The organism is Actinomadura sp. ATCC 39365, from assembly GCF_054392275.1.
Genome location: NZ_CP184335.1, coordinates 7,413,024 through 7,434,052, shown reverse-complemented (window position 1 = coordinate 7,434,052; position 21,029 = coordinate 7,413,024). Strand labels below are relative to the sequence as shown.

General features: G+C 71.8%; 21 protein-coding genes. 12 read left to right on the top strand and 9 right to left on the bottom strand.

Annotated elements, in window-relative coordinates; all coding sequences use genetic code 11:
- Position 1: 1 nt before the first annotated feature.
- From ACNF49_RS36255 to ACNF49_RS36235, 5 genes are all read right to left on the bottom strand, one after another.
- Complete coding sequence (locus ACNF49_RS36255) at positions 2–907, bottom strand: ABC transporter permease (RefSeq protein ID WP_357968963.1); 906 nt, start codon at positions 905–907, stop codon at positions 2–4.
- Positions 904–1,911: an ABC transporter permease gene (locus ACNF49_RS36250; RefSeq protein ID WP_357968965.1), complete on the bottom strand. Its 1,008-nt coding sequence runs from the start codon at positions 1,909–1,911 to the stop codon at positions 904–906. Before ACNF49_RS36250 ends, ACNF49_RS36255 begins: the two co-directional genes overlap by 4 nt.
- Positions 1,912–1,914: 3 nt before the next feature.
- Positions 1,915–3,747: an ABC transporter substrate-binding protein gene (locus tag ACNF49_RS36245; RefSeq protein WP_357968967.1), complete on the bottom strand. Its 1,833-nt coding sequence runs from the start codon at positions 3,745–3,747 to the stop codon at positions 1,915–1,917.
- A gap of 170 nt (positions 3,748–3,917) precedes the next feature.
- On the bottom strand, positions 3,918–4,883 hold the full coding sequence (locus tag ACNF49_RS36240; protein WP_482940394.1) for a zinc-dependent alcohol dehydrogenase family protein: 966 nt from the start codon (positions 4,881–4,883) through the stop codon (positions 3,918–3,920).
- Complete coding sequence (locus tag ACNF49_RS36235; RefSeq protein ID WP_357968973.1) at positions 4,883–6,076, bottom strand: M20 metallopeptidase family protein; 1,194 nt, start codon at positions 6,074–6,076, stop codon at positions 4,883–4,885. Before ACNF49_RS36235 ends, ACNF49_RS36240 begins: the two co-directional genes overlap by 1 nt.
- A 100-nt stretch (positions 6,077–6,176) precedes the next feature.
- Here ACNF49_RS36235 and ACNF49_RS36230 point away from each other — a divergent pair, with 100 nt between their 5' ends.
- The 5 genes from ACNF49_RS36230 to ACNF49_RS36210 all read left to right on the top strand — a co-directional run bounded on the left by ACNF49_RS36230 (position 6,177) and on the right by ACNF49_RS36210 (position 10,918).
- Positions 6,177–6,917 carry an HAD-IIA family hydrolase gene (locus ACNF49_RS36230; RefSeq protein ID WP_357969651.1) on the top strand — a complete coding sequence of 247 codons (741 nt, stop codon included), beginning with the start codon at positions 6,177–6,179 and terminating at the stop codon, positions 6,915–6,917.
- A gap of 167 nt (positions 6,918–7,084) precedes the next feature.
- Positions 7,085–7,267: a hypothetical protein gene (locus ACNF49_RS36225; RefSeq protein ID WP_482940393.1), complete on the top strand. Its 183-nt coding sequence runs from the start codon at positions 7,085–7,087 to the stop codon at positions 7,265–7,267.
- An 85-nt stretch (positions 7,268–7,352) separates the two neighbouring features.
- Positions 7,353–8,276, top strand: a complete 924-nt coding sequence (locus tag ACNF49_RS36220) for an acyl-ACP desaturase (RefSeq protein WP_357968977.1) — start codon at positions 7,353–7,355, stop codon at positions 8,274–8,276.
- A gap of 44 nt (positions 8,277–8,320) precedes the next feature.
- A complete protein-coding gene (locus ACNF49_RS36215; protein WP_357968979.1) occupies positions 8,321–10,288 on the top strand; it encodes an ABC1 kinase family protein in 1,968 nt (655 codons plus the stop codon).
- A gap of 96 nt (positions 10,289–10,384) precedes the next feature.
- Complete coding sequence (locus ACNF49_RS36210) at positions 10,385–10,918, top strand: NADPH-dependent FMN reductase (protein WP_498703281.1); 534 nt, start codon at positions 10,385–10,387, stop codon at positions 10,916–10,918.
- A gap of 24 nt (positions 10,919–10,942) precedes the next feature.
- Here ACNF49_RS36210 and arfB read toward each other — a convergent pair whose 3' ends face one another.
- The gene (arfB, locus tag ACNF49_RS36205; protein WP_357968984.1) at positions 10,943–11,353 is read right to left on the bottom strand and encodes an alternative ribosome rescue aminoacyl-tRNA hydrolase ArfB; all 411 of its coding nucleotides are present in this window, start codon (positions 11,351–11,353) and stop codon (positions 10,943–10,945) included.
- A 401-nt stretch (positions 11,354–11,754) separates the two neighbouring features.
- Between arfB and ACNF49_RS36200 the strand changes: the two genes are divergently transcribed.
- Positions 11,755–12,279, top strand: a complete 525-nt coding sequence (locus tag ACNF49_RS36200; RefSeq protein WP_482940391.1) for a hypothetical protein — start codon at positions 11,755–11,757, stop codon at positions 12,277–12,279.
- Positions 12,280–12,299: 20 nt separating this feature from the next.
- On the opposite strand, the gene ACNF49_RS36195 is transcribed toward ACNF49_RS36200, so the two are convergent.
- Positions 12,300–12,566, bottom strand: a complete 267-nt coding sequence (locus tag ACNF49_RS36195) for a helix-turn-helix domain-containing protein (RefSeq protein ID WP_357968990.1) — start codon at positions 12,564–12,566, stop codon at positions 12,300–12,302.
- Between the two features lie 155 nt (positions 12,567–12,721).
- On the opposite strand from ACNF49_RS36195, the gene ACNF49_RS36190 reads away from it, so the two are divergent.
- From ACNF49_RS36190 to ACNF49_RS36180, 3 genes are all read left to right on the top strand, one after another.
- Positions 12,722–13,543: a hypothetical protein gene (locus ACNF49_RS36190; RefSeq protein WP_357968993.1), complete on the top strand. Its 822-nt coding sequence runs from the start codon at positions 12,722–12,724 to the stop codon at positions 13,541–13,543.
- Complete coding sequence (locus ACNF49_RS36185) at positions 13,540–14,130, top strand: HAD family hydrolase (RefSeq protein WP_482940390.1); 591 nt, start codon at positions 13,540–13,542, stop codon at positions 14,128–14,130. Before ACNF49_RS36190 ends, ACNF49_RS36185 begins: the two co-directional genes overlap by 4 nt.
- 117 nt (positions 14,131–14,247) lie before the next feature.
- The gene (locus ACNF49_RS36180; protein ID WP_482940389.1) at positions 14,248–15,792 is read left to right on the top strand and encodes an alkaline phosphatase D family protein; all 1,545 of its coding nucleotides are present in this window, start codon (positions 14,248–14,250) and stop codon (positions 15,790–15,792) included.
- 117 nt (positions 15,793–15,909) lie between these two features.
- Here ACNF49_RS36180 and ACNF49_RS36175 read toward each other — a convergent pair whose 3' ends face one another.
- On the bottom strand, positions 15,910–17,085 hold the full coding sequence (locus ACNF49_RS36175) for an efflux RND transporter periplasmic adaptor subunit (RefSeq protein ID WP_482940388.1): 1,176 nt from the start codon (positions 17,083–17,085) through the stop codon (positions 15,910–15,912).
- A complete protein-coding gene (locus ACNF49_RS36170; protein ID WP_482940387.1) occupies positions 17,082–17,762 on the bottom strand; it encodes a hypothetical protein in 681 nt (226 codons plus the stop codon). The genes ACNF49_RS36175 and ACNF49_RS36170 overlap by 4 nt, the downstream gene beginning before the upstream one ends.
- A gap of 176 nt (positions 17,763–17,938) precedes the next feature.
- Here ACNF49_RS36170 and ACNF49_RS36165 point away from each other — a divergent pair, with 176 nt between their 5' ends.
- Genes ACNF49_RS36165 through ACNF49_RS36155 form a run of 3 tightly spaced genes read left to right on the top strand, consistent with a single transcriptional unit; the run spans position 17,939 to position 21,028 of the window.
- A complete protein-coding gene (locus tag ACNF49_RS36165) occupies positions 17,939–19,033 on the top strand; it encodes an efflux RND transporter periplasmic adaptor subunit (RefSeq protein ID WP_482940386.1) in 1,095 nt (364 codons plus the stop codon).
- A complete protein-coding gene (locus ACNF49_RS36160) occupies positions 19,030–19,785 on the top strand; it encodes an ABC transporter ATP-binding protein (RefSeq protein ID WP_482940385.1) in 756 nt (251 codons plus the stop codon). The genes ACNF49_RS36165 and ACNF49_RS36160 overlap by 4 nt, the downstream gene beginning before the upstream one ends.
- Positions 19,772–21,028, top strand: coding sequence for an ABC transporter permease (locus ACNF49_RS36155; RefSeq protein WP_357969005.1), 1,257 nt, complete (start codon positions 19,772–19,774; stop codon positions 21,026–21,028). Before ACNF49_RS36160 ends, ACNF49_RS36155 begins: the two co-directional genes overlap by 14 nt.
- The last annotated feature ends 1 nt before the right edge of the window (position 21,029 follow it).

Here is a 21,029-nt window from a genome sequence, read left to right as displayed (position 1 = left end):
GCTACTCCTCGCGCAGCCGGGGGTTGAAGATCTCGTCCATGGCGTCCACCACGAGCACGATGCCGAGCGTGAGCAGCAGGATCGCCAGCAGGGGCGCCAGCAGGTAGCCCAGCGCGTTCGGCGTGATCATCGCGCCCGCCTGGAACACGGCGAGGTTGAGCATCACACCCCAGTTGTCCGACTCGTACGGCAGCACGCCCAGGAAGAACAGGCCCACCTGCGAGTAGACCGCGCCGGTGACCGCGATGAGCATGTTCATCGCGATGTAGGGCGCCATGCTCGGCAGCAGTTCCTTGCCGATGATGTGCGTGGTGGACAGCCCGAGCCCGCGGGCGGCCTCGATGAACCCGCGCTCGCGCAGCGACAGCGTCTGCGAGCGCACCGCCCGCGCCACGCCGCCCCAGCCGAGCAGGCCGAGCACCAGGCCCATCTGGAAGGGGTTGCCGAACTTCCACACGGTCGCCAGCACCAGCAGCAGCGGCAGGCCGGGGATGGTGAGCTTCATGTCGGTCAGCCGCATGAGCACGGTGTCCCAGCGGCCCCGCTTGAAGCCGGAGAACAGGCCGATCGCGGTGCCGGCGACGACCGTGATGATCGCGGTGACCAGGGCGGTGAGCAGGACGTACCGCGAGCCCTTGATCACCAGCGCGATCACGTCCCGGCCCTGCGGGTCGGTGCCGAACCAGTGGTCCCAGCTCGGCGGCTGGGTGATCGCGCTCGCGTTGCCCGGCAGGTGCTCGGGCAGCAGCATCGGCCCGAGCACGGCCATGACGATGAAACCGGCGATGATGACGACCCCGGCCATGCGGCTGGGCTTGCGCTTCATCACCCGCCATACGCCGTGCCAGAAGTTGCGGCGCATGGCCGAGGCGGCCGGCGCGGCCTCCGGGATGAGCGTGGCGCTCACGAGCCCTCCTCTCCGCTGCGCACCCGCGGGTCGATGACCGTGTAGAACAGGTCCGCGACGATGTTGGCGATGATCGTGCCGACCGTGATCAGCAGGAACGCCCCGCCCATCAGGCCGTAGTCGCGGTCCTGGACGCCGCTGATCAGCAGCCAGCCGAGACCCGGGTAGTTGAAGATCTTCTCGATGAAGACCGCGCCGCCCAGCAGCAGGCCCAGCGACAGGGCCAGCATGGTGAACAGCGGCAGGATCGCGTTGCGCGCGATGTAGCGGAACACGATCGAGCGCTTCATGCCGCGCAGCTCGGCGGCCAGGATGAAGTCGTCGCCCAGCACGGTGACCACGCTCGACTTCATCGCCAGGATCCAGCCGCCGTAGGCCGACAGCGCGTACGTGGCCACCGGCAGCACCGCGTGCTCGACCAGCGAGCCGATGTAGCCGGCGTTGAAGCCGGGCTCGAACAGGATGTCCACCGAGCCGTCGGCCGGCAGGATCGGGAGCAGCGTCGCGAAGATCACCACGAGCAGCATCGCCAGCACGTACTGCGGGATGCCGTGCAGCAGCGAGCCGGAGATGGCCAGGGCGTCGCCCAGCTTCCCGGTGCGCTTGATGGCGGCGTACACGCCGAGCAGGATCCCGACGATGAAGCTCAGCAGCGTGCCGGCCAGCACCGGTAGAACGGTCCACTTGGCCGCGTCGGTGAGCACGTCGACCACGGAGGTGCCGGGCCTGCTGACCGACATGCCGAGGTCGAGGTGGAGCAGGCCGGTCATGTAGTCGGTGTACTGCTGCCAGAGCGTGCCGTCGGGCAGGAAGCCGTACAGGACCTTGACGGCCTGCGCGGCGGCTTCGGGCGACATGCCCTGCTCGACCAGCTTCTCGTAGCGGGCGGCCATCGGGTCGCCGGGGATGTTGTTGATGATGAAGAAGCTGATCGTCGCGACAACGAGGATCATGACGAACCCGCGGGCCAGGTGGCCCGCGAGTCGTCGTGCGATGAGCGCCATGAACTACGACTTCGCCTTGATCATGCCGAGCTGGATCCAGACGCCCGAGGGCAGGACGCCGGCGCCCATGCGCAGGATCTCGTCGTCGTGCGGCCAGCCGGTGAAGCGGCTGTTGTTGACGAACTGGGTGTTGACGTAGTCCCAGAGCTGGATGACCGGGAGGTCCTGGTTGGCGGCCTTGGCGAGCTGAGCCATGATCGGCTTGGCCTGCTCCTCGGTGGCCGAGTTCAGCTTGCCGGTCAGCTCACCGGGGTTGATCTTGGCGCCGTCGACCTCGATCTCCTCGGGGCCGCCCATCCAGTTGCCGGCCTTGCCGGGCTCGGAGTGCTTGACCTTGCCCGCGACGTTGGTCCAGCCGTTGGAGGCGCCGTACAGGCGCTGGTAGATGTCGTACGGCGCGGGGCCGAGGGCCATCAGCCAGAAGCCCGCGTCGTACTTGCCGGCCGCCAGCTCCTCCAGGTAGAGGGGGTAGTCGGCGGTCGTGACGACCTCGGCGTCGACGCCGGCCTTCACGAGTTGGCTCTTGATGTTCTCCTGCGCCGACAGCCAGTCGGAGAAGCCGGAGGGCGCGTGCATGGAGACCTTCCACGCCGAGCCGTCGGCCAGCGTCCACTTGCCGTCCTTCTTGGTGAGGCCGGCCTCCTTGAACTCGGCCTCGGCCTTGGCCACGTCGGGCGCGTACGGCTCCAGCTTGGGCAGCTCGTCGGGGATCCACGCCTGCGCGGCCTTCTGGTGGATGCCGCTGGTGGTGACCGCCGCCGTGCCGCCCTCGGGCGAGGCGACCTTGGTGACCTCCTCGCGGTTGATCAGGTAGGCCAGGCCGCGGCGCACGTGCACGTTGTCGTACGGCTTCTTGGACTGGTTGAAGGCCATGCTCACCGCGACCGGCGAGTAGCCCTTGATGACCTCGTTGCCGGCGGCCGCCTTGATCCGGTTCATCACGTCGGACGGGGCGGCGGTGAAGCCGGCGTGGTCGAGCTTGCCCGCGGTGAGGTAGTTCCAGATCTGCTCGTTGCCGGTGTAGTTGAGGAACTTCACCTGCGCCGGCGCCACGTTCGCGGCGTTGTAGAAGTACTTGTTCTTGACCAGCAGCGCCTCGGACGGGTTCACCCGCTCCAGCACGAACGGGCCGGCCGAGGTGTCCTTCGGCGGGGCGAAGGTGAGCACCTTCTCGCCCAGGCCGGTGATGGTCTCGCGGGCCTTGTCGGCCTCGGCGCCCTCGCCCCTGGAGGCCTTGAGCTGGTCCCAGAAGTCCGCGGGGAGCACGCTGCTCCACACGTGGGAGGGCAGGACGAACGTGTCGAGCACGCCGCGGGCGAACTTCGGGCTCGGGTTCGCCATGTCCTGGGTGATCTTGAGGGTGTGGTCGTCGACCACGGTCACGTCCGCCGCCGCGCCCGCGGCGCCCGGCGTGATGGAGAACGCCGTGCTGCCCTGGGTGTAGGCGATGCCGATGGACATCTTGACGTCCTCGGCGGTGACCGGCTTGCCGTCGGACCACTTGGCGTTCGGCTGGAGCTTCAGGGTGATCGCCGAGTTGTCCGGCGCGATCTCCCAGCTCGCCGCGATGCCGGGGAGGGCCTGGTTGGGGTCGGTCAGGTGGTTCTTGACCCAGCCCAGCTTCATCGCCGTGTAGCCGGGGAAGGAGTTGCCCTTCGGGTTGTACGGGTTGGCCGGGGCCGTGGCCTCCAGGCCGGGCCTGTTGACGTCGATCGTGGTGAAGAGCCCGCCACCACCACCGCTCGAGCCGCCGGACTTGTTGTTAGTACCACCGCTGCACGCCGCTGTGGCGGTGGCGAGGCCCAGCAACGCCACTACCGCTGCCAGTCGCTTCATCTGCCGCTCCGGGGGATGTCGGACCTGTTGAGGATCTGTAGGGAATTGACCGGACCCTACGGTCGCCAGCAGGCAGCGTCAATAATCTCCAGATGTTGTGAGTGTAATGTAACTTTCCTTCATAGAGGTCCGCCGTGGCGCCAATCTCCATCGTGCGACGGAGCGGGCCTTCAGTCCATGACCAGCACGGCGGCGCCGCTGACGCGGTCGGCGGCCAGATCGGCCAGCGCCCGGCCGGCCGCCTCCAGCGGGTACAGCGTGGTCGCCACCCGCGGCGGATGGGCCAGCGCCAGCTCCAGGTAGGCCCGGCCGTCGGCCCTGGTGTTGGCGGTCACGCTGCGCAGCGTGCGCTCCTGGAACAGGTGCCGCTCGTAGTTGAGCGCGGGCACGTCGGTCAGGTGGATGCCGGCGATCGCCAGCGTCCCGCCGCGGTCGAGCGCCTCCAGCGCGGGCGGCACCAGGTCGCCGACCGGCGCGAACAGGATCGCCGCGTCCAGCGGCTCGGGCGGCCGGTCGCCCGCCGAGGCCGCGCCCAGCTCCAGCGCCAGCTCCCTGGAGGCGTCCGACCTGGTCACGGCGTGGACCGTGGCGCCCTGCGCGATGGCCGCCTGCGCGGTGAGATGGGCCGAGGAGCCGAAGCCGTAGATGCCGAGCCGGCCACCCGGCGGCAGGTCGCAGCGGGCCAGCGCCCGGTAGCCGATGATGCCCGCGCACAGCAGCGGCGCCAGCCGCTCGGCCGGCACGTCGGCCGGCAGGGGGTAGACGTAGCCGGCGGGGGCCACGACGTACTCGGCGTAGCCGCCGTCGGCGTCCCAGCCGGTGTAGGCGGAGTCCGGGCAGAGGTTCTCCGTGCCGCGCAGGCAGTAGCGGCACCGGCCACACGTCGAGCGCAGCCAGGCCACCCCCACCCGCTCGCCGGAGCCCTCGACCCGGCCCACCACCTGGTGCCCGGGGGTGGTCCGCGGCCGCCGCGGCGCGAGGTCGCCCTCGGCCAGGTGCAGGTCCGTCCGGCACACGCCGCACGCCTCCACCCGGACCAGCACCTCGCCGGGGCCGGGCACGGGGACGTCCCGCTCGACCCGCACGAGCGGGCCGGTCGCCATCGGCCCCGGCCGGTCCACCACCCAGGCGCGCATCACGCCCTCGACAGGCGCTCGTAGGCCAGCGAGGCGTACAGCGCGGCGCCGTCGGGCAGCACGGAGTCGTCGAAGACGGCGTCCGGCGAGTGGTTGTAGGGCGCCGTGGCCGGGTCGCGGTCGGGCGGGCAGGCCCCCAGGAAGACGAACGCGCCCGGCACCTCCTCCAGCACGTACGAGAAGTCCTCCGACCCCATGACCGGCTGCGGCGCCACGAAGTAGCGGCCAGGCCCGAACAGCTCGTCGGCGGTCGCCGAGACGAAACCGGCCTCGCCCTGGTCGTTGACCGTCACCGGGTAACCCATGCCGAACGACGTCTCGACCGCGAGCCCGTGCGCCGCCGCGATGCCCTCGACCACCTCCACCAGACGCCGCTTGACCAGCACCCGGTGCTCCTTGCTGAACGTGCGCACGGTCGCCTCGAAGCGCGCCTCGTCGGGGATCACGTTGTCGGCCGAGCCGCCGTGGAAGGTGCCCACGGTGATCACCACGGGGTCGAACACGTCGAACGTGCGGGTCACCATCGTCTGCAACGCCGTCACCATCTCGCAGCCGGCCGCGATCGGGTCCTTGGCGCGGTGGGGGCTGGACCCGTGCCCGCCGCTGCCCTTCACCGTCACGCAGAACACGTCGGCCGCGGCCATCATCGGGCCGCCCCGCGAGGCGAACAACCCCGGCGGCAGCATGGCCGACACCACGTGCATCCCGTACGCCGCCACCGGCCGGGCGCCGGCCGCGTCGAGCACGCCCTCGCCGATCATGTGCTTGGCGCCGTCGTGCCCCTCCTCGCCCGGCTGGAACATGAAGATCACGTCACCGGCCACGTCCTCGCGCCGCGCGCTGAGCAGCCGGGCCGCGCCGACCAGCATGGCGGTGTGCAGGTCGTGGCCGCAGGCGTGCATCTGCCCCGGGGTCCGGGAGATGTAGGACAGGTCGTTGCGCTCGGCCACCGGCAGCGCGTCCATGTCCCCGCGCAGCAGCACCGCGGGGCCCGGCCGGCCGCCGCGCAGCACCGCGGTGACCGAGCTGAGCGTCTTGCCGGTGGTGATCTCCAGGGGGAGCCCGTCGAGCGCGGCCAGCACCTTCTCCTGCGTCCTCGGCAACTGCAGGCCGAGCTCGGGGGTGGTGTGCAGGGAGCGGCGGAGCTGGATGAGTTCGTCCCGCATGTCCAGGGCGGATTCAGTGAACGACATGAGGAACATTGTTCACGTGTGCGGCGAGAAGTCGACAAGGCACGCTCGATACCATGAACGGGTGACTCAGCGTAAGCGGATCGACTCCTGGTTGTCCGACATGGACGGCGTCCTCGTCCACGAGGGGCGGCCGATCCCCGGTGCGGACGAATTCATCAAACGGCTCAAGGAGTCCGACAAGAAGTTCCGGGTCCTGACCAACAACTCCATCTACACCCAGCGCGACCTGTCCGTGCGCCTGGCCGGCGCCGGCCTCGACGTGCCCGCCGAGTCCATCTGGACCTCCGCCCTGGCCACCGCCCAGTTCCTCGACGACCAGCGCCCCGGCGGGTCGGCGTACGTGATCGGCGAGGCCGGCCTCACCACGGCCCTGCACGAGGTCGGCTACGTCCTGACCGACCTCGACCCCGACTACGTCGTGCTCGGCGAGACGCGCACCTACAGCTTCACCCAGATCACCCGCGCCATCCGGCTCATCGAGGCCGGGGCCCGCTTCATCGCCACCAACCCCGACCCGATCGGCCCCTCCACCGAGGGCTCGCTGCCCGCCTGCGGCGCGGTGGCCGCGATGATCACCAAGGCCACCGGCGTCGAGCCGTACTTCGTGGGCAAGCCCAACCCCCGCATGATGCGCAGCGCGCTCAACGCCATCGAGGGCCACAGCGAGACCACCGCCATGATCGGCGACCGCATGGACACCGACATCGTCTCCGGCATGGAGGCGGGGCTGTTCACGATCCTGGTGCTGACCGGCGTCACCCAGCGCGACCAGATCGACCGCTTCCCCTACCGTCCCTCCCTGGTCGTCGACTCGGTCGCCGACCTCGTCGACCTGATCTGAGCCCGGCGGGCCGCCCACCCGGGATGACAAGTCTTCTTCCGGGGCGCGAAGGATCGTGGCCCGGAAGAAGAAAACCACTCCCGGCGTCCGCCGTCCGGCGGCGCGGCTCGCGTCCGGCTGCGATCCTTGGTAGCGGAAGGTGACTTACCGAATGCGAGGAGGCGGCCGTGTGGCGTGAGGAGCCGGGGGAGCGGGGCGCGGAGGCGGAGCTGGCGGCGCTGCGCGTCGAGGTGGCCGAGGAACTGCGGTTCGTCAGGACGGCGATGGCCGAGGAGTTCAACTCGCTGCGCTCGGAGATCCTCGACCTCAACATCAAACTGGACCGGCTGTTGCAACGCGCCGGCATTTAGGACAACGAGGTCGACACCGCATCACATGGCCTTCGGGTAGCCTAACCTACGGTCCCGTAACCTGAAGGAGAAGATCTTTATGGCGATGTCTCAGACGGAACTGCTGCACGAGCTCGAACCCGTCGTGGGCGTGGAGCTCGATCGCCACAATTCGATGGCCAAGGAGTGGTTCCCGCACGAGTACATCCCGTGGAGCGAAGGGCGTGACTTCGACGGCATCTACGGCGGCCAGGCGTGGCAGGAGGGCGACTCGAAGATCCCCGAGGCCGCCCGCATCTCGCTGATCGTCAACCTGCTCACCGAGGACAACCTGCCCAGCTACCACCACGAGATCGCCACCACGTTCGGCCGTGACGGCGCGTGGGGCACGTGGGTCCACCGCTGGACCGCCGAGGAGGACCGCCACGGCACCGCGCTGCGCGACTACCTCACCGTCACCCGCGCGGTCGACCCGGTCGCGCTGGAGCGGGCCCGCATGCACCACATGGAGCAGGGCTTCGTCACCGAGTACAACACCATGCTCCAGCAGCTGGCCTACGTCTCCTTCCAGGAGCTGGCCACCCGCATCTCCCACCGCAACACCGGCAGGGCCTCCGGCGACGAGGGCTGCGAGCGCCTGCTCGCCCGCATCGCCGCCGACGAGAACCTGCACATGCTCTTCTACCGCAACCTGCTCAAGGCGGCCTTCGAGCTCGACCCCAACCAGACCATGCGCGCGGTGACCGACGTCGTCACCACCTTCCAGATGCCCGGCACGGGCATGGAGGGCTTCGCCCGCAAGGCCATGATCATCGCCCACGAGGGCATCTACGACCTGCGTCTGCACCTCGACGACGTGCTCATGCCGGTGCTGCGCCAGTGGGCGGTCTTCGACAAGACCGGGCTCGACGCCGAGGGCGAGCAGGCCCGCGAGGAGCTGTCGGCGTTCCTGGCCAGGACCGAGGTGACCGCGGCCCGGTTCGTCGAGCGCCGCGACGAGCGCCGCGCCCGCGCCGCCGCCAGGGGCTGACGCCCGGCCGCCATCGCCGCGCGGCCGTGGGATGATCCCTCCTCATGGAGTTCCTGGGCACGCTGTTCGTCTCGCTCGCCATCCTGGTGATGATCCTGCTGCTGGCGACGGCGGCCCAACGCCTGCTCGGGGTAAGGTTCGGCGCGTTACGCACCTTCCTGGCCGCGATGGTGGCCTGGGGCCTGGCCCAGCCGATGCTGACGCCGGTGATCGCCTCGTTCGGGCCGGTCGACCCGGAGACCACACCCGACGCGGGCGCGCTCGGGCTGCTGCTCCTGATCGCCATGTGCATGGTGCTCATCCCCATGGTGATCCTGGTGCTCGCCGAGGCGCTGGTTCCGCCGGGCTCGGTGCCGGGGCCGCTGGAGGTGCTGCGTTCGCTGCGCGGCCGGATCCGCCGGGCCCGGCGCTACTCGCAGATCACCAGGATCGCCTTCCGGCACGGCCTCGGCCCCTACCTGCGGGGGCGCGGCGAGAGCCTGGAGGACAGGTCGGGCAAGGTGCGTCTGGCCAGGTCGCTGCGCCAGGCGCTCGACGACGGCGGCGTCACCTTCGTCAAGCTCGGCCAGGTGTTGTCCACCCGGCGTGACCTGCTGCCGGCCGAGTTCATCGACGAGCTGGGCCGCCTGCAGGACCACGTCGTCCCCGCGCCGTGGGAGCGCGTCGAGCCGGTGCTCGCGGCCGAGCTGGGCGGGCCGGTCGAGGAGGTGTTCGCCGCCTTCGACCGTACGCCGCTGGCCGCCGCCTCCATCGGCCAGGCCCACACCGCCCGCCTGCACACCGGCGAGGACGTCGTGGTCAAGGTACGCAGGCCGGACATCGAGGGCGTGGTGGCCCAGGACCTCGACATCGTCCGCCGGCTGGCCGCCACGCTGGAGTCCAGGACCAGGTGGGGACGCTCGCTGGGGCTGCGCGACCTGGCCGAGGGGTTCGCCGTCGCCATCCGCGAGGAGCTGGACTTCCGCGTCGAGGCCGCCAACATGGCCGCCGTGGCCGCCTCCGGCAGCGGCGGCGTCACCTACCCCGAGCCGTTCCCCGCCCTCTGCACCGAGCAGGTGCTGGTCATGCGGCGGCTGTCGGGCGGGCCGGTCACCGCGGCCGCCCCCGGACAGGGGCCCGCGCTGGCCCGCGACCTGCTCGACTGTCTGCTCAGGCAGATCCTCGTCGAGGGCGTCTTCCACGCCGACCCCCACCCGGGCAACCTCATGCTGCTCGACGACGGCACGCTCGGCCTGCTCGACTTCGGCTCGGTCGGTCGCCTGGACGCCTCCGTCCGCTCGGCCTTGCAGCGCTTCCTGCTCGCCATGAACCGGCAGGACCCGCTCGGCGTCACCGACGCGCTGCTGGAGGTCGTCCCGCGGCCGGAGGAGATCGACGAGGCCGCGCTGGAGCGGGCGCTCGGCCAGTTCATGGCCAGGCACCTCGGGCCCGGCATGGACAGCGTGCAGATGTTCACCGACCTGTTCAAGATCGTCTCGGAGTACGGGCTGTCCATCCCGCCCGAGGTGGCCGCCGTCTTCCGGGCCCTGGCCACGCTGGAGGGCACGCTCGTGCGCCTGTCGCCCGGCTTCAACCTGATCGGCGAGGCCCGCGCGTTCGCCGGCCGCTACCTGGCCGAGCGGGCCGGGCCGGAGTCCGTCAAGGAGGCCGTGGGTCAGGAGCTGGCCGCGCTGCTGCCGATGCTGCGCCGCCTGCCCCGCCGGGTCGAGCGCATCGCCAGCGCCGCCGAGCACGGCAGGTTCAGCCTGAACGTCCGGCTGCTGGCCGACGACCGCGACCGCCGCTACGTCACCGGGCTGGTCCACCAGGTGCTGCTCACCGTGCTCGGCGCCACGGCCGGGCTCATGGCGGTGCTGCTGCTCGGCATCGAGGGCGGCCCCATCGTGGTCGGCACCACGAGCCTGTACCAGCTCCTCGGCTACAACCTGCTGGTGATCGCCTCGATCATGGTGCTGCGGGTGCTCGCGCTGATCTTCCGTCGCCCGCCTGACCAGGAGCGTCACCGGCACTGAGGCGAAGACTGAGCTGCTTTTGACCTCGGGCTGGTCTTGGACATCCGAGGCATCGGGAAGTTTCCAGGTGACACCGGAACGCCTGGGGAGCAGTAGGTGAAAATCATCGGGATCGCCGCCAGTCTCCACGCGGGGTCTTTCATCAACAGATTGCTGGACGCAGCGGGCGGCGAACTGCCGGAGGGCGTACGGTTCGAGATCTGGACGGGGATGGGCGACGTCCCGCCGTACCAGCCGGGCAAGGTGCCGGTGGCGGCCAGGGAGCTGCTCGGGCTGGTCGCCGGGGCGGACGCGGTGCTGCTGACGGCTCCCGAGCACAGCCTGCTGCCGCTGGAGCTGACGTACACGCTGGAGTGGCTCTCGGCCGGCGACGTGCTGTCCGGCAAGCACGTGGCGGTGATGAGCGCCAGCGCGCGGGCGTGCGGCGCGATGTGGGCGCAGGCGGAGCTCTACAAGCAGCTCCAGGGCGCGGACGCGGTCGTGATGGGCGCCGAGCTGGTCATCTCGCCGGCCTGCCCGCACTTCGACGACGACGGCCACCTCACCGACCCGGTGCTGCGCGGCCAGGTGCGCGCGGTGATCGGGCAGCTCTGCCCGTCGGGGGTCAGGGAGCCGGCGTTCTCTCTCTGATCCGGGCGTGCTCCTGGGACGGGCTCAGTGGGGGTCGCGGCGCAGGCGCTTGACGTCGGAACGGTGCTTCTTGCCCGCGATGCGGCGCTCGACGGCGCCCCGGCTGGGCTTGGTCGCACGCCGGCGCTTGGGCGGCGGCGCAACGGCCTCCCTGACGCGCTGGGCCAGCCGGTGACCGGCGGCCTCCCTGTTGCGCAGCTGGGACCGGTACTCCGAGGCCACGACGGTGATCGTGGTGGCGCCCAGGCGGTCGAGCGCGCGGGCCTTGAGCGCGGGCGGGATCGCGGTGCTCGCGGCCACGTCGAAGATCAGCTCCACCCGGCTGTCGGTGGTGTTGACGCCCTGGCCGCCCGGACCTGAGGAACGGGAGAAACGCCAGACGAGCTCGGCGTCGGGGATGACGATCGAGTCGTTGACGACCAGCGGGCCGGGCATGGTGGGAGCTCCTGTTCCGGGGGAATGCGCCTTGCTCAGATGAGTGTCACCGTATATGAGCGACATATGCCGTCCGCAACGGCATTTTCAATCACTGTCCTCGCTGCGAATATGGAGAGAACATTTCGCGGGAAGGGCTAATTCCATGGACCCGAAGTGGGTCGCTCAGGCGGCGCTGACCGTTGGACTCGCCGTGGTCTCCGCCGTCGTCTTCCTGCTGCTGAGGTGCCAGGGGGAAGGGGCGGCCCTTCGGGCCCGCGGGGCGGCGGCTCGCGGTCGCCGTCAGCCTGCTCACCGGCGGCCTGTCCGCCGGCGTCGCGCTGGCCGGGCACGCGCTGCTGAGTGACTCGCTGGCCACCGTCCTGGGCGCGGCCGCGCCGAGCGGCCTGTGGCTCGGCCAGATGCGCGCCAGGCAGGACGAGCGGCGCTCGCTGGCCCGGGAGGCGGCCACGTTCTGGCTGGTGTCGCTGCTGGCCCGGCTCGACCAGGCGATGGCCGAGGACGAGCGCGTCTGGTGCGAGAAGCGGGTGGACCCGTCCTGGAACGTCTACGAGCTGAGCCTGGCCGCGGCCCGCTACCACGAGCGCATCCGCGACCGCCTGTCGGCCGACGACCGGCGGCGCGAACGGGTGCACGCCCGCCTGGACGCCGTCGAACGCAGGCTCGACGTGGCCGCCCTGATCGAGGACGGCGCCGCCCGCTCGAAGGTGGCCACCGCGCTCACCCTCTCCCGCCACACCAGGATCCCCAGGTACGAGCGCTACCTCGGCAACCTCAACCGGCTGCACGGCGTGCTGCGGCACGACGCGGAGAACGACGTGCTGCGCCTGCTGGCCGCGGCCTACCGGGCCGGTTACCGCTCGCTCCAGGGGTACGTGCCGCCGTCACGGGCCCGCGGCGGCGAGCACATCGCCCGCGCCCGCTGACCGGGAGTGGCGGCCGGCGCTCAGGTCAGGGCGGCGGGGGAGTCCTCGGCGTCGCCGAGCGTGAGCTCCAGGCGGGCGCCGAGCGCGTCGACGACCGCTCCGAGCGTGCGCAACGTGAGGTTCTCGTCGCCGGAGAGTATCTGGCTCACCCGGCCGGGCGAGACGCCCAGCGACGTGGCCAGATCGGCGCGGGTGATCTTGTGCTCCCGCATGTACCAGGTGATCTCGTCGACGACCTCTTGGGCGAGACCGCCCACCTCTTCACGGGGGTTCCGGCGAAAGGCCATCTCGGTCTCGCTCTCGACGCTGTCCGTCCTCGTGACTCCACTTTAGCTCTACCTAAACCTTTAGGCAAGCCTAAACTCGGGCGGCTCTTGACGGGCGGGGACGGGCGGCGTATGCCAATATCCGCGGAAAGATCGAGCGGTCAGGGGGAGGCGCTGTGACGGCCATCGTGGGCGTGCACGGGATCGGCAAGTACAACTACTACCTGGAGGCCGGCGGGTCGGCCACCGGGGCCGCCGCGGCCATGCGGCTCAAGTGGGACCGCTACCTGCACGCGGCGCTCGGCGGTGAGACGGCCGCCTACTTCAGCGAGGTCGCCTACTTCTCCCACCTGCTGCGCGACCCCAAGCCCGGGGAGAGCTCCCCGCAGGCGGCGGCCCGCGTCGAGGCCGCCACGCAGCAGGTGCTCGTCGAATGGGCGCGGGACCTCGGGCTCGGCGAGCACGTCACCGGCGCGCTCAAGTCGTTCACCGGATGGCTGCTCGGCAAGCTCGACAGCAGGTCGGCGGCGTTCGCCAAGCTGTTCGCGCCCGAGGTCGCGGTCTATCTCACCGACCAGGAGCGGCGCGAGCGATGCCGGCAGGCCGTGGCCGACGCCATCCGCAGGAACCGGCCGCGGGTGGTGATCGCCCACTCGCTCGGCAGCGTCGTGGCCTACGAGGCCCTGTGGGCCAACCCCGACCTGCCCGTCGACCTGCTCCTGACGCTCGGCAGCCCGCTCGGCATGCGCAACGTCGTCTTCGAACGCCTCCTGCCCGCCCCCGTCAACGGCCTCGGCGAACGCCCCAAGAACGTCGCCCGCTGGGTGAACATCGCCGACAAGGACGACATCGCCGCCATCCCGCCCGCGCTGCGCGCCAGTTTCACCGGCGTGGACGTCGAGGAACTGGTCAACCTCGACTGGATCGACTTCCACACGGCCGAGAAATACCTGGGTTGCCCGGCGCTCGACCCGCATCTGCGACCATTCCTTGCATGACGTGGATTGTGTTCGACTACGGCAATGTCCTGTCCCTGCCCCAGCCCGCGGCCGACGCCGAGGCCATGGCGCGGGCCGTCGGCGCGGAGCCCGAGGCGTTCCTGCGCCGCTACTGGGAGCACCGCCTGGAGTTCGACCGGGCGAGCCTGAGCCCCGTCGACTACTGGGCGGCCGTGCTGGGCCGGTCCGTCACCCCGTCCGAGGTCGCCCGCCTGGTGGCCATGGACGTCGCGAGCTGGGCCTACCCCGACGAGGGCACGGTCGCCGTCCTCGGTGAGATCCTCGACGCGGGCGACGGCGTCGCGCTGCTGTCCAACGCGCCCGTCTGCATCGCCGACGGCCTCGACGAGCTGCCCTGGATCGCCGCCATCGGCCACCGCTTCTACAGCGGCAGGATGGGCCTGGTCAAACCCGACCGGGAGATCTTCGACGAGGTCGCCCGCGAGCTGGCCGCCGACCCGTCCGAGATCGTCTTCATCGACGACCGCGCCGAGAACGTCGAGGGCGCCGAGCGCGCGGGCATGACCGGCGTGCTGTTCACCAGCGCCGCCGCGCTCCGCAAGTCCCTGCGCGAGCTGCCCCGCTGACCTCCCGCTGACCTCCCGCTGACCTCCCGCCGGGCGACCGGCGCTGTTCACCCACGCTTGACTCCGCTGTCACGACGGGGCCACGACGGGGTCAGCGCGGGCGGACATACCTGGAGCGTGGACCGCAGAACGTTCCTGACAGCGGCGGCAGCCGGCCTCGTCACGCCCCGCGCCGTCACCTCGCCCGCCTCCGCCACCACACTCAGATCCGACCCGTTCACCCTCGGCGTGGCCTCCGGCGACCCCTCCGCCGACGGCTTCGTCCTGTGGACCCGGCTGGCCGTCGACCCCCTCAGCGGCGACGGCCGCGGCGGCATGCCCGCGCGCGACGTCGAGGTCGACTGGCAGGTCGCCACCGACGAACGCTTCTCCTCGGTGGTGCGGTCGGGCACCGCGACCGCCCGGCCGCGCGACGCCCACAGCGTGCACGTCGAGCTGGACGGACTGGAGCCCGGCCGCGACTACTTCTACCGGTTCAGGAGCCAGGGCAGGCTCTCACCCGCCGCCCGCACCCGGACGACGCCCGCCGGGGAGAGCCCGCTCACCTTCGCCGTGGCCGCCTGCGCGCACTACGAGCACGGCTACTACACCGCCTACCGCCGCCTGGCCGAGCAGGAGCCCGACCTGGTCGTCTTCCTCGGCGACTACATGTACGAGTACGGCCCCAGCGGCTACACCGCGCTGGCCGGACGGGTGCGCACGCACACGCCGGGCAAGTGCGCCACCCTCGCCGACTACCGCCTCCGGCACGCCCAGTACAAGAGCGACCACGACCTGCAGGCCGCGCACGCGGTCGCGCCCTGGCTGGTGGCCTTCGACGACCACGAGGTGGAGAACAACTGGGCCGGCCCCGTCTCCAGCACCGGCGCGCCCGGCTTCGACCGCCGCCGGGCCGACGCCTTCCGCGCGTACTACGAGAACATGCCGCTGCGCCGCGCCAGCCTCCAGGGAGCGGTGCTGCGCATCAACCGGCGCGTCTCCTGGGGGACGCTGGCCCGCTTCCACCTGCTGGACACCCGCCAGTTCCGCGACGACCAGGCATGCCTGGACGGGGTGCGGGCCGGCTGCGACGAACGGCTGGCCGACGGGCGCACGCTGCTCGGGTCCGCCCAGTGGCGGTGGCTGGAGGAGGGGCTGAGCGGGTCCGGCGCCCGGTGGAACCTGCTGGGCCAGCAGATCCTGATGGCCCAGCGCGACTACCGGACCGGGCCCGGCCGCGAGGTGAACCTCGACTCCTGGGACGGCTACGCCGCCGAGCGCACCCGCCTGCTCGGGTCGCTGTCGGCCACCTCGAACCCCGTCGTCCTGACCGGGGACGCGCACATGCACCACCTGGCCGACCTCAAGACCGACTTCGACGACCCGGACTCGCCGGTGGTGGCGAGGGAACTGGTGACGTCGTCGATCGCCAGCGACGGCGACGGCTACCGGGACCGCACGTGGATCGCCGAGGCCCTGCAGGAGAACCCGCACATCTCCTACATCGACCAGCGGCGCGGTTACCTCATGGCCCGGCTGACCAGGGACGAGCTGTCGGTGGACTTCCGCACGCTCGACTACATCTCCCGCCGCGGCGCGCGGGCCCGCACCGCCCACCGGCTCACGATCCCGGCCGAACCGCCGCGCTCGTCCGCCGGCCGGGCCGCGCCGCGCCATGGCTGAGGGACGGCGGGGGCTGCGGTCCTCGTCGGCCGTGGGACGGCGAGGGGGCGCGGTCCTCGTCGGCTGAAGGTTGGCTGGGAGGGGGCTGAGGGGCGGCTGGGAGCCGGGGGCGGGCGGTCAGGCGCCCGGCCAGGTCGCGTCGGGGAACTCGCCGGTGGTGGTGCCGGACATGACGACCTGGTCGCGTTCGTCCAGACCTGAGGTGATCTGGACGTACTGGTCGCCGCGGACGCCGGTGCCGACCACCTTCGCGGCGTCGTGCCCGCCCGAGCGTACGGTGACCACCTGGGCGCCGTCGGAACGGCTGCGGACGGCGGCGGCCGGGACGTAGATCGCGTCCTTGGCCTCGGCGGTGGTGACCGACACCGTGGCGGTCTGGCCGAGCATGAGCCCGGCGGGCGGCTCGTCGAAGGCCAGAGTGACGGAGTAGCGGACGAGCTGGTCCTCGACGGTGGCGGTCGGGGCGATCGCGGTGACCGTCCCGCCGTGGCGCTCGCCGGGGCGGGTGGCGAGGGTGATGGCGGCCTGCTGGCCGAGTTTGAGCCGGTTGACGTCGGACTCGGTGACCATGGCCTGGACCTGGAGCTCGTTCAGGTTGCCGAGGCTGATGAAGGTGCCGGTGCCGGCCGTGTCGCCGACTCGGCCCGCCACCGACAGGACGGTCCCCGAGGTGGGGGCCACGATACGGGTGGCGCGCACGGCGTCGGCGGCCTCCTCCAGGGCGGCTTCGGCGCGGTCCACGTTCGCGGCGGCCTGGTCCTCGGTGATCCCGCCCTTGGCGGTGGTGCCGCCGTCCTTGGGGGTGGTGGCGGTCCTGGTGGTGGTGTCCCGGGAGGTCGTGCCGGGGGAGCAGGAGCCGGTGGGACGGGCGGAGGTCGTCGCGTGCGGCTTGGCGGTGGGCTTGGCGGTCGCGGACGGGGGCGCGGTGGTCGAGGGCCTGGCCGTGGCGGGCGGCTCGGGCGTGGACGGGCCGCCCGGCGTGGACGGTTCGCCAGGGGTGGACGGTGTGCCGGGCGCGGAGGTGTGGCCGCCTCCCGGGGTGCCGCCGCCGGGCGGGGTCGCCGTCACGGTCACCGTCGCCGTCACCGTGGCGGTCGCGGTGACCGTCACCGTGGGCTGGGGTTCGTGAGTGGGGGCGGGGGAGGGGGTCCTGCTGGGGGTGGCGGGCGCGGTCGGCGGCCGGCTGTGAGCTGGGGACGCGCCGGAGGTCCGCGTGGAGGCCGGAGTGGCGGTGGTGGCGGCCTTGGCGACGGGGGCGTCGGAAGACGTGGCGGTGGCGGGCGGGGTGATCACGGGCGGAGTGGTCGTGGGCGGGGTGGTCGTGGGCGGCGTGGTCGGGCCGAAGACGCCTTCACCCGCCGAACCTCCACCGACGGCCGTGCCCGAGCCCGCCGTCGCGCCCGGAACGGCGGCGCTGCCAGGGGGGCGGCGCTGCCGGGAGTGGCAGCGGTGCCGGGAGTGGCAGCGCCGCCGGGGGACGAGGTGGGGGAGGTGGCAGGGCGGGTGCCACCGGCGGTCGGGGTCGGCTTCGAGCTGACCGGCGGGGTGGGGCAGGTGGCGCCGTTCGGCGAGCCGGGGTTGCCGGTGGAAGTGGCGGGGGTGCTGGAGGGGGCGGTGGCGGCGGTGGTGAGGGCTTCTTGGGCGGCGGTCAGGTCGGCCTTGGCGGCCTCGTACGCCTCGCGGGCCCCTCGCCCGTCGATCCTGGCCAGCACCTGGCCCTTGGTCACCTTGGTCCCGGCCTTGACGTACACCTTGGTCAGCGGGCCGGACGAGCCGAACGCCAGGTCCCGCCGGGCCCCGTCCACGGTGTTGCCGGCGGCGCTGACCAGGGCCGTGACCGGGCCCCGCTGGGCGGCGGCGAGCCGTACCCGGACGGCGGGCGGTTCGTCGTCGCGGAGTGCCAGCGCCAGGCCCGACCCGGCGACGAGCACGGCCAGGGCGAGCCCGCCCAGCGCGAAAGTCGGTCTCATGGCCGCCCATCCTGGCCGACCAGCTTCACGGCAGCCTGCGAGCAGCCTGAGAGTTCGCTGTGTGACCCCGCGCGGGCCCGGGTTGTCAGCGAACGTTCAGCTCCGTCACGGCTGTGGCGCAGGCTGGTGTGGAAGGGTCACCGGCTGTGAAGGTGTCGACAAGGCGCAGAGCGCTGATGACCAACGGAGCGCTGGGTGTGCTCCTGCTGGGCGGGGCCACGCTCGCCTACGTCCAGCTCGGCACGGACCGCGCGGCCGGCGAGACGGCCGTGCGCACGGTGACCGCGAGCCGCGGCTCGGTGTCCGCGTCGGTGTCCGCGTCGGGCGCGGTGGCCAGCTCCAGGACGAGGGCCCTGTCGTTCGGCACGGGCGGCACGGTCGAGCGGATCTACGTCAAGGCGGGGGACAAGGTCGACAAGGGCGACATCCTGGCCAGGCTCGACGACGCCGCCGCGCAGGAGAGCCTGTCGGCGGCCAAGGCCACGTACCAGAGCGCGATCGACGAGGGCACCGGCACGGCCGCGCTCTACGCCTCCTACGTCAAGGCGCGCAACGCCTACCGCGAGGCCGAGCGCACGGTCGCGGCCACCGTCCTGCGGGCCCCGTTCAAGGGCACGGTCACGGCGGTGAACGGATCCGTCGGCGGCACCGCCTCCGGCTCGGGCGGCAGCCAGAGCCAGTCACAGGGCCAGTCCCAGAGCCAGTCACAGAGCAGCGGCAACAACACCGGCTCGGGCGGGTTCGTCGACCTGGCCGACACCGGACGGCTCCAGCTCGTGGGCACCTTCACCGAGTCCGACGTCGGCAAGCTCGAACAGGGCCAGAACGCCACCGTCACCTTCGACGCCCTGCCGGGGGTGACCGCCGACGGCAAGGTCACGCAGATCCAGCCGGTCGCCTCCACCAGCAACAACGTCGTCCAGTACCCGGTCACGGTCACCTTCGCCAAGGTCCCCGCCAAGGTCAGGCTGGGCCAGACCGCCACCGTCGAGGTCGTCGTCGGCAGGGCGGAGAACGTCGTCACCGTCCCCTCCACCGCGGTCTCCACCAGCGGCGGCCAGACCACGGTCACCCTGCTCAGGGACGGCCGCCAGGTCAGGACCCCGGTCGAGGTCGGCGTCCGGGGCACAGCGCTCACCGAGATCAGGTCCGGGGTGTCCGAGGGCGACCAGCTCGTGCCTCCGGCGACCGGGACGCAGAGCACCAACCAGCGCGGCGGGTTCGGCGGCGGGTTCCCGGGCGGCGGCGGCATGCCGGGAGGCGGGCGATGACGGCCTCCGCCACCGCGACGGCGGCCCCGGTCCTGCGGGTGAAGGACCTCGTCAAGGAGTACGGGGAGGGCGACGCCAAGGTCCACGCCCTGCGCGGCGTCAGCCTGGACGTCGAGCGCGGCGACTACGTCGCCATCATGGGCGCCTCCGGCTCCGGCAAGTCCACCCTGATGAACATCCTCGGCTGCCTCGACGTGCCCACCTCCGGCACGTACCAGATCGACGGCGCGGACGTGGGACGGCTGGCCGAGCACCAGCTGGCGATCCTGCGCAACCGCAGGGTGGGGTTCGTCTTCCAGTCCTTCAACCTGATCCCGCGCATGAGCGCGCTGGCCAACGTCGAGCTGCCGCTCGTGTACGGCGGCGTCGGCCCGGCCGAGCGGCGCTCGCGCGCCCTGGCCGCGCTGGAGCAGGTCGGGCTGACCGACCGCGTGCGCCACGAGCCGAACCAGCTCTCCGGCGGCCAGCAGCAGCGCGTGGCCGTGGCCAGGGCGCTGGTCACCGCGCCCGCGCTGCTGCTGGCCGACGAGCCCACCGGCAACCTGGACACCGCCTCCACCCGCGACGTGCTGCAGATCCTCGACCGGCTCAGCGAGTCGGGACGCACGATCGTGCTCATCACCCACGAGGACGACGTGGCCGCGCACGCCAGACGGGTGATCCGGCTGGTGGACGGCGAGATCGTGGAGGACCGCCGCCAGGCGCCGGTCGACGGACCACCCCCGAGGACGGCGGCCAGTGAACCAGCTTGAGATCCTCCGCTTCGCGCTGCGCGGCCTGCTGGCCAACAAGATGCGCAGCGCCCTGACCACGCTGGGCATCCTCATCGGCGTCGCCGCGGTCATCCTGCTGGTGGCGGTCGGCGAGGGCTCCTCGCAGAGCATCCAGAAGAACATCCAGCGCCTCGGCGCCAACACGCTGACGATCTCCCCGTCCTTCTCGGGCGGAGGCGGCGGGGGCGGCTTCGGCGGGCGCGCGCCGGGCGGCGGCGGCAACACCGGGCCGCGCACGCAGGCCAGGCAGCTCAGCCTGGCCGACGCCAAGGCGCTCACCGACCGGACACTGGCGCCGTCGGTCAGGTCCGTCTCGCCGGTGGTCGGCGCCAACTCCGCCACCGCCGCGTACGGCGCCGCAAGCCACACGATCGGGCAGTTCGTCGGCACCTACCCCAGCTACTTCGAGGCCATGAACAAGCCCGTGGCCAAGGGCACGTACTTCTTCAACGACGACGTGCTGGCCGCCAGGAAGGTCGTGGTGCTCGGGCAGACGGTGGTGGAGGAGCTGTTCGGCGCGGTGGACCCGATCGGCCGGCAGGTCAGCGTGTCGGGGGTGCCGTTCACGGTGGTGGGGGTGCTCAAGGAGAGCGGCTCCACCGGCATGCAGGACGCCGACGACGTGGCCGTGGCGCCGCTGCCCGCCGTGCAGCAGAGCCTGAGCGGGTTCGGCTCGCTGGACTCGATCGTCGTGCAGGCCACCGGCGCCGAGGCCACCACGGCGGCGCAGTCGGAGGTGACCGCCGTCCTCAACCAGCGGCACGGGATCACCGACGGCAACCCCGACTACCGGATACTCAACCAGGCCACCCTGCAGGAGACGGTGAGCGAGGCCACCGGCACGTTCACCGTGCTGCTCGGGGCGGTGGCGGCGATCTCGCTGCTGGTGGGCGGCATCGGCATCACCAACATCATGCTCGTCACCGTGACCGAGCGGACCCGGGAGATCGGCATCCGCAAGGCGATCGGCGCGCCGCGCAGCGCCATCCTGGGCCAGTTCCTGATGGAGGCCACGCTGCTCAGCCTGGTCGGCGGGCTGCTCGGGGTGCTGGTGGCCTTCGTCGGCACCCGGTTCAGCGTGGCCGGCATCGAGCCGGTCCTCGTGCCGTCGTCCGTCGCGCTGGCGCTGGGCGTGTCGGTGGGGATCGGGCTGTTCTTCGGCAGTTATCCCGCCAACAGGGCGGCCAAGCTCCGGCCGATCCAGGCCCTGCGGCACGAGTAGG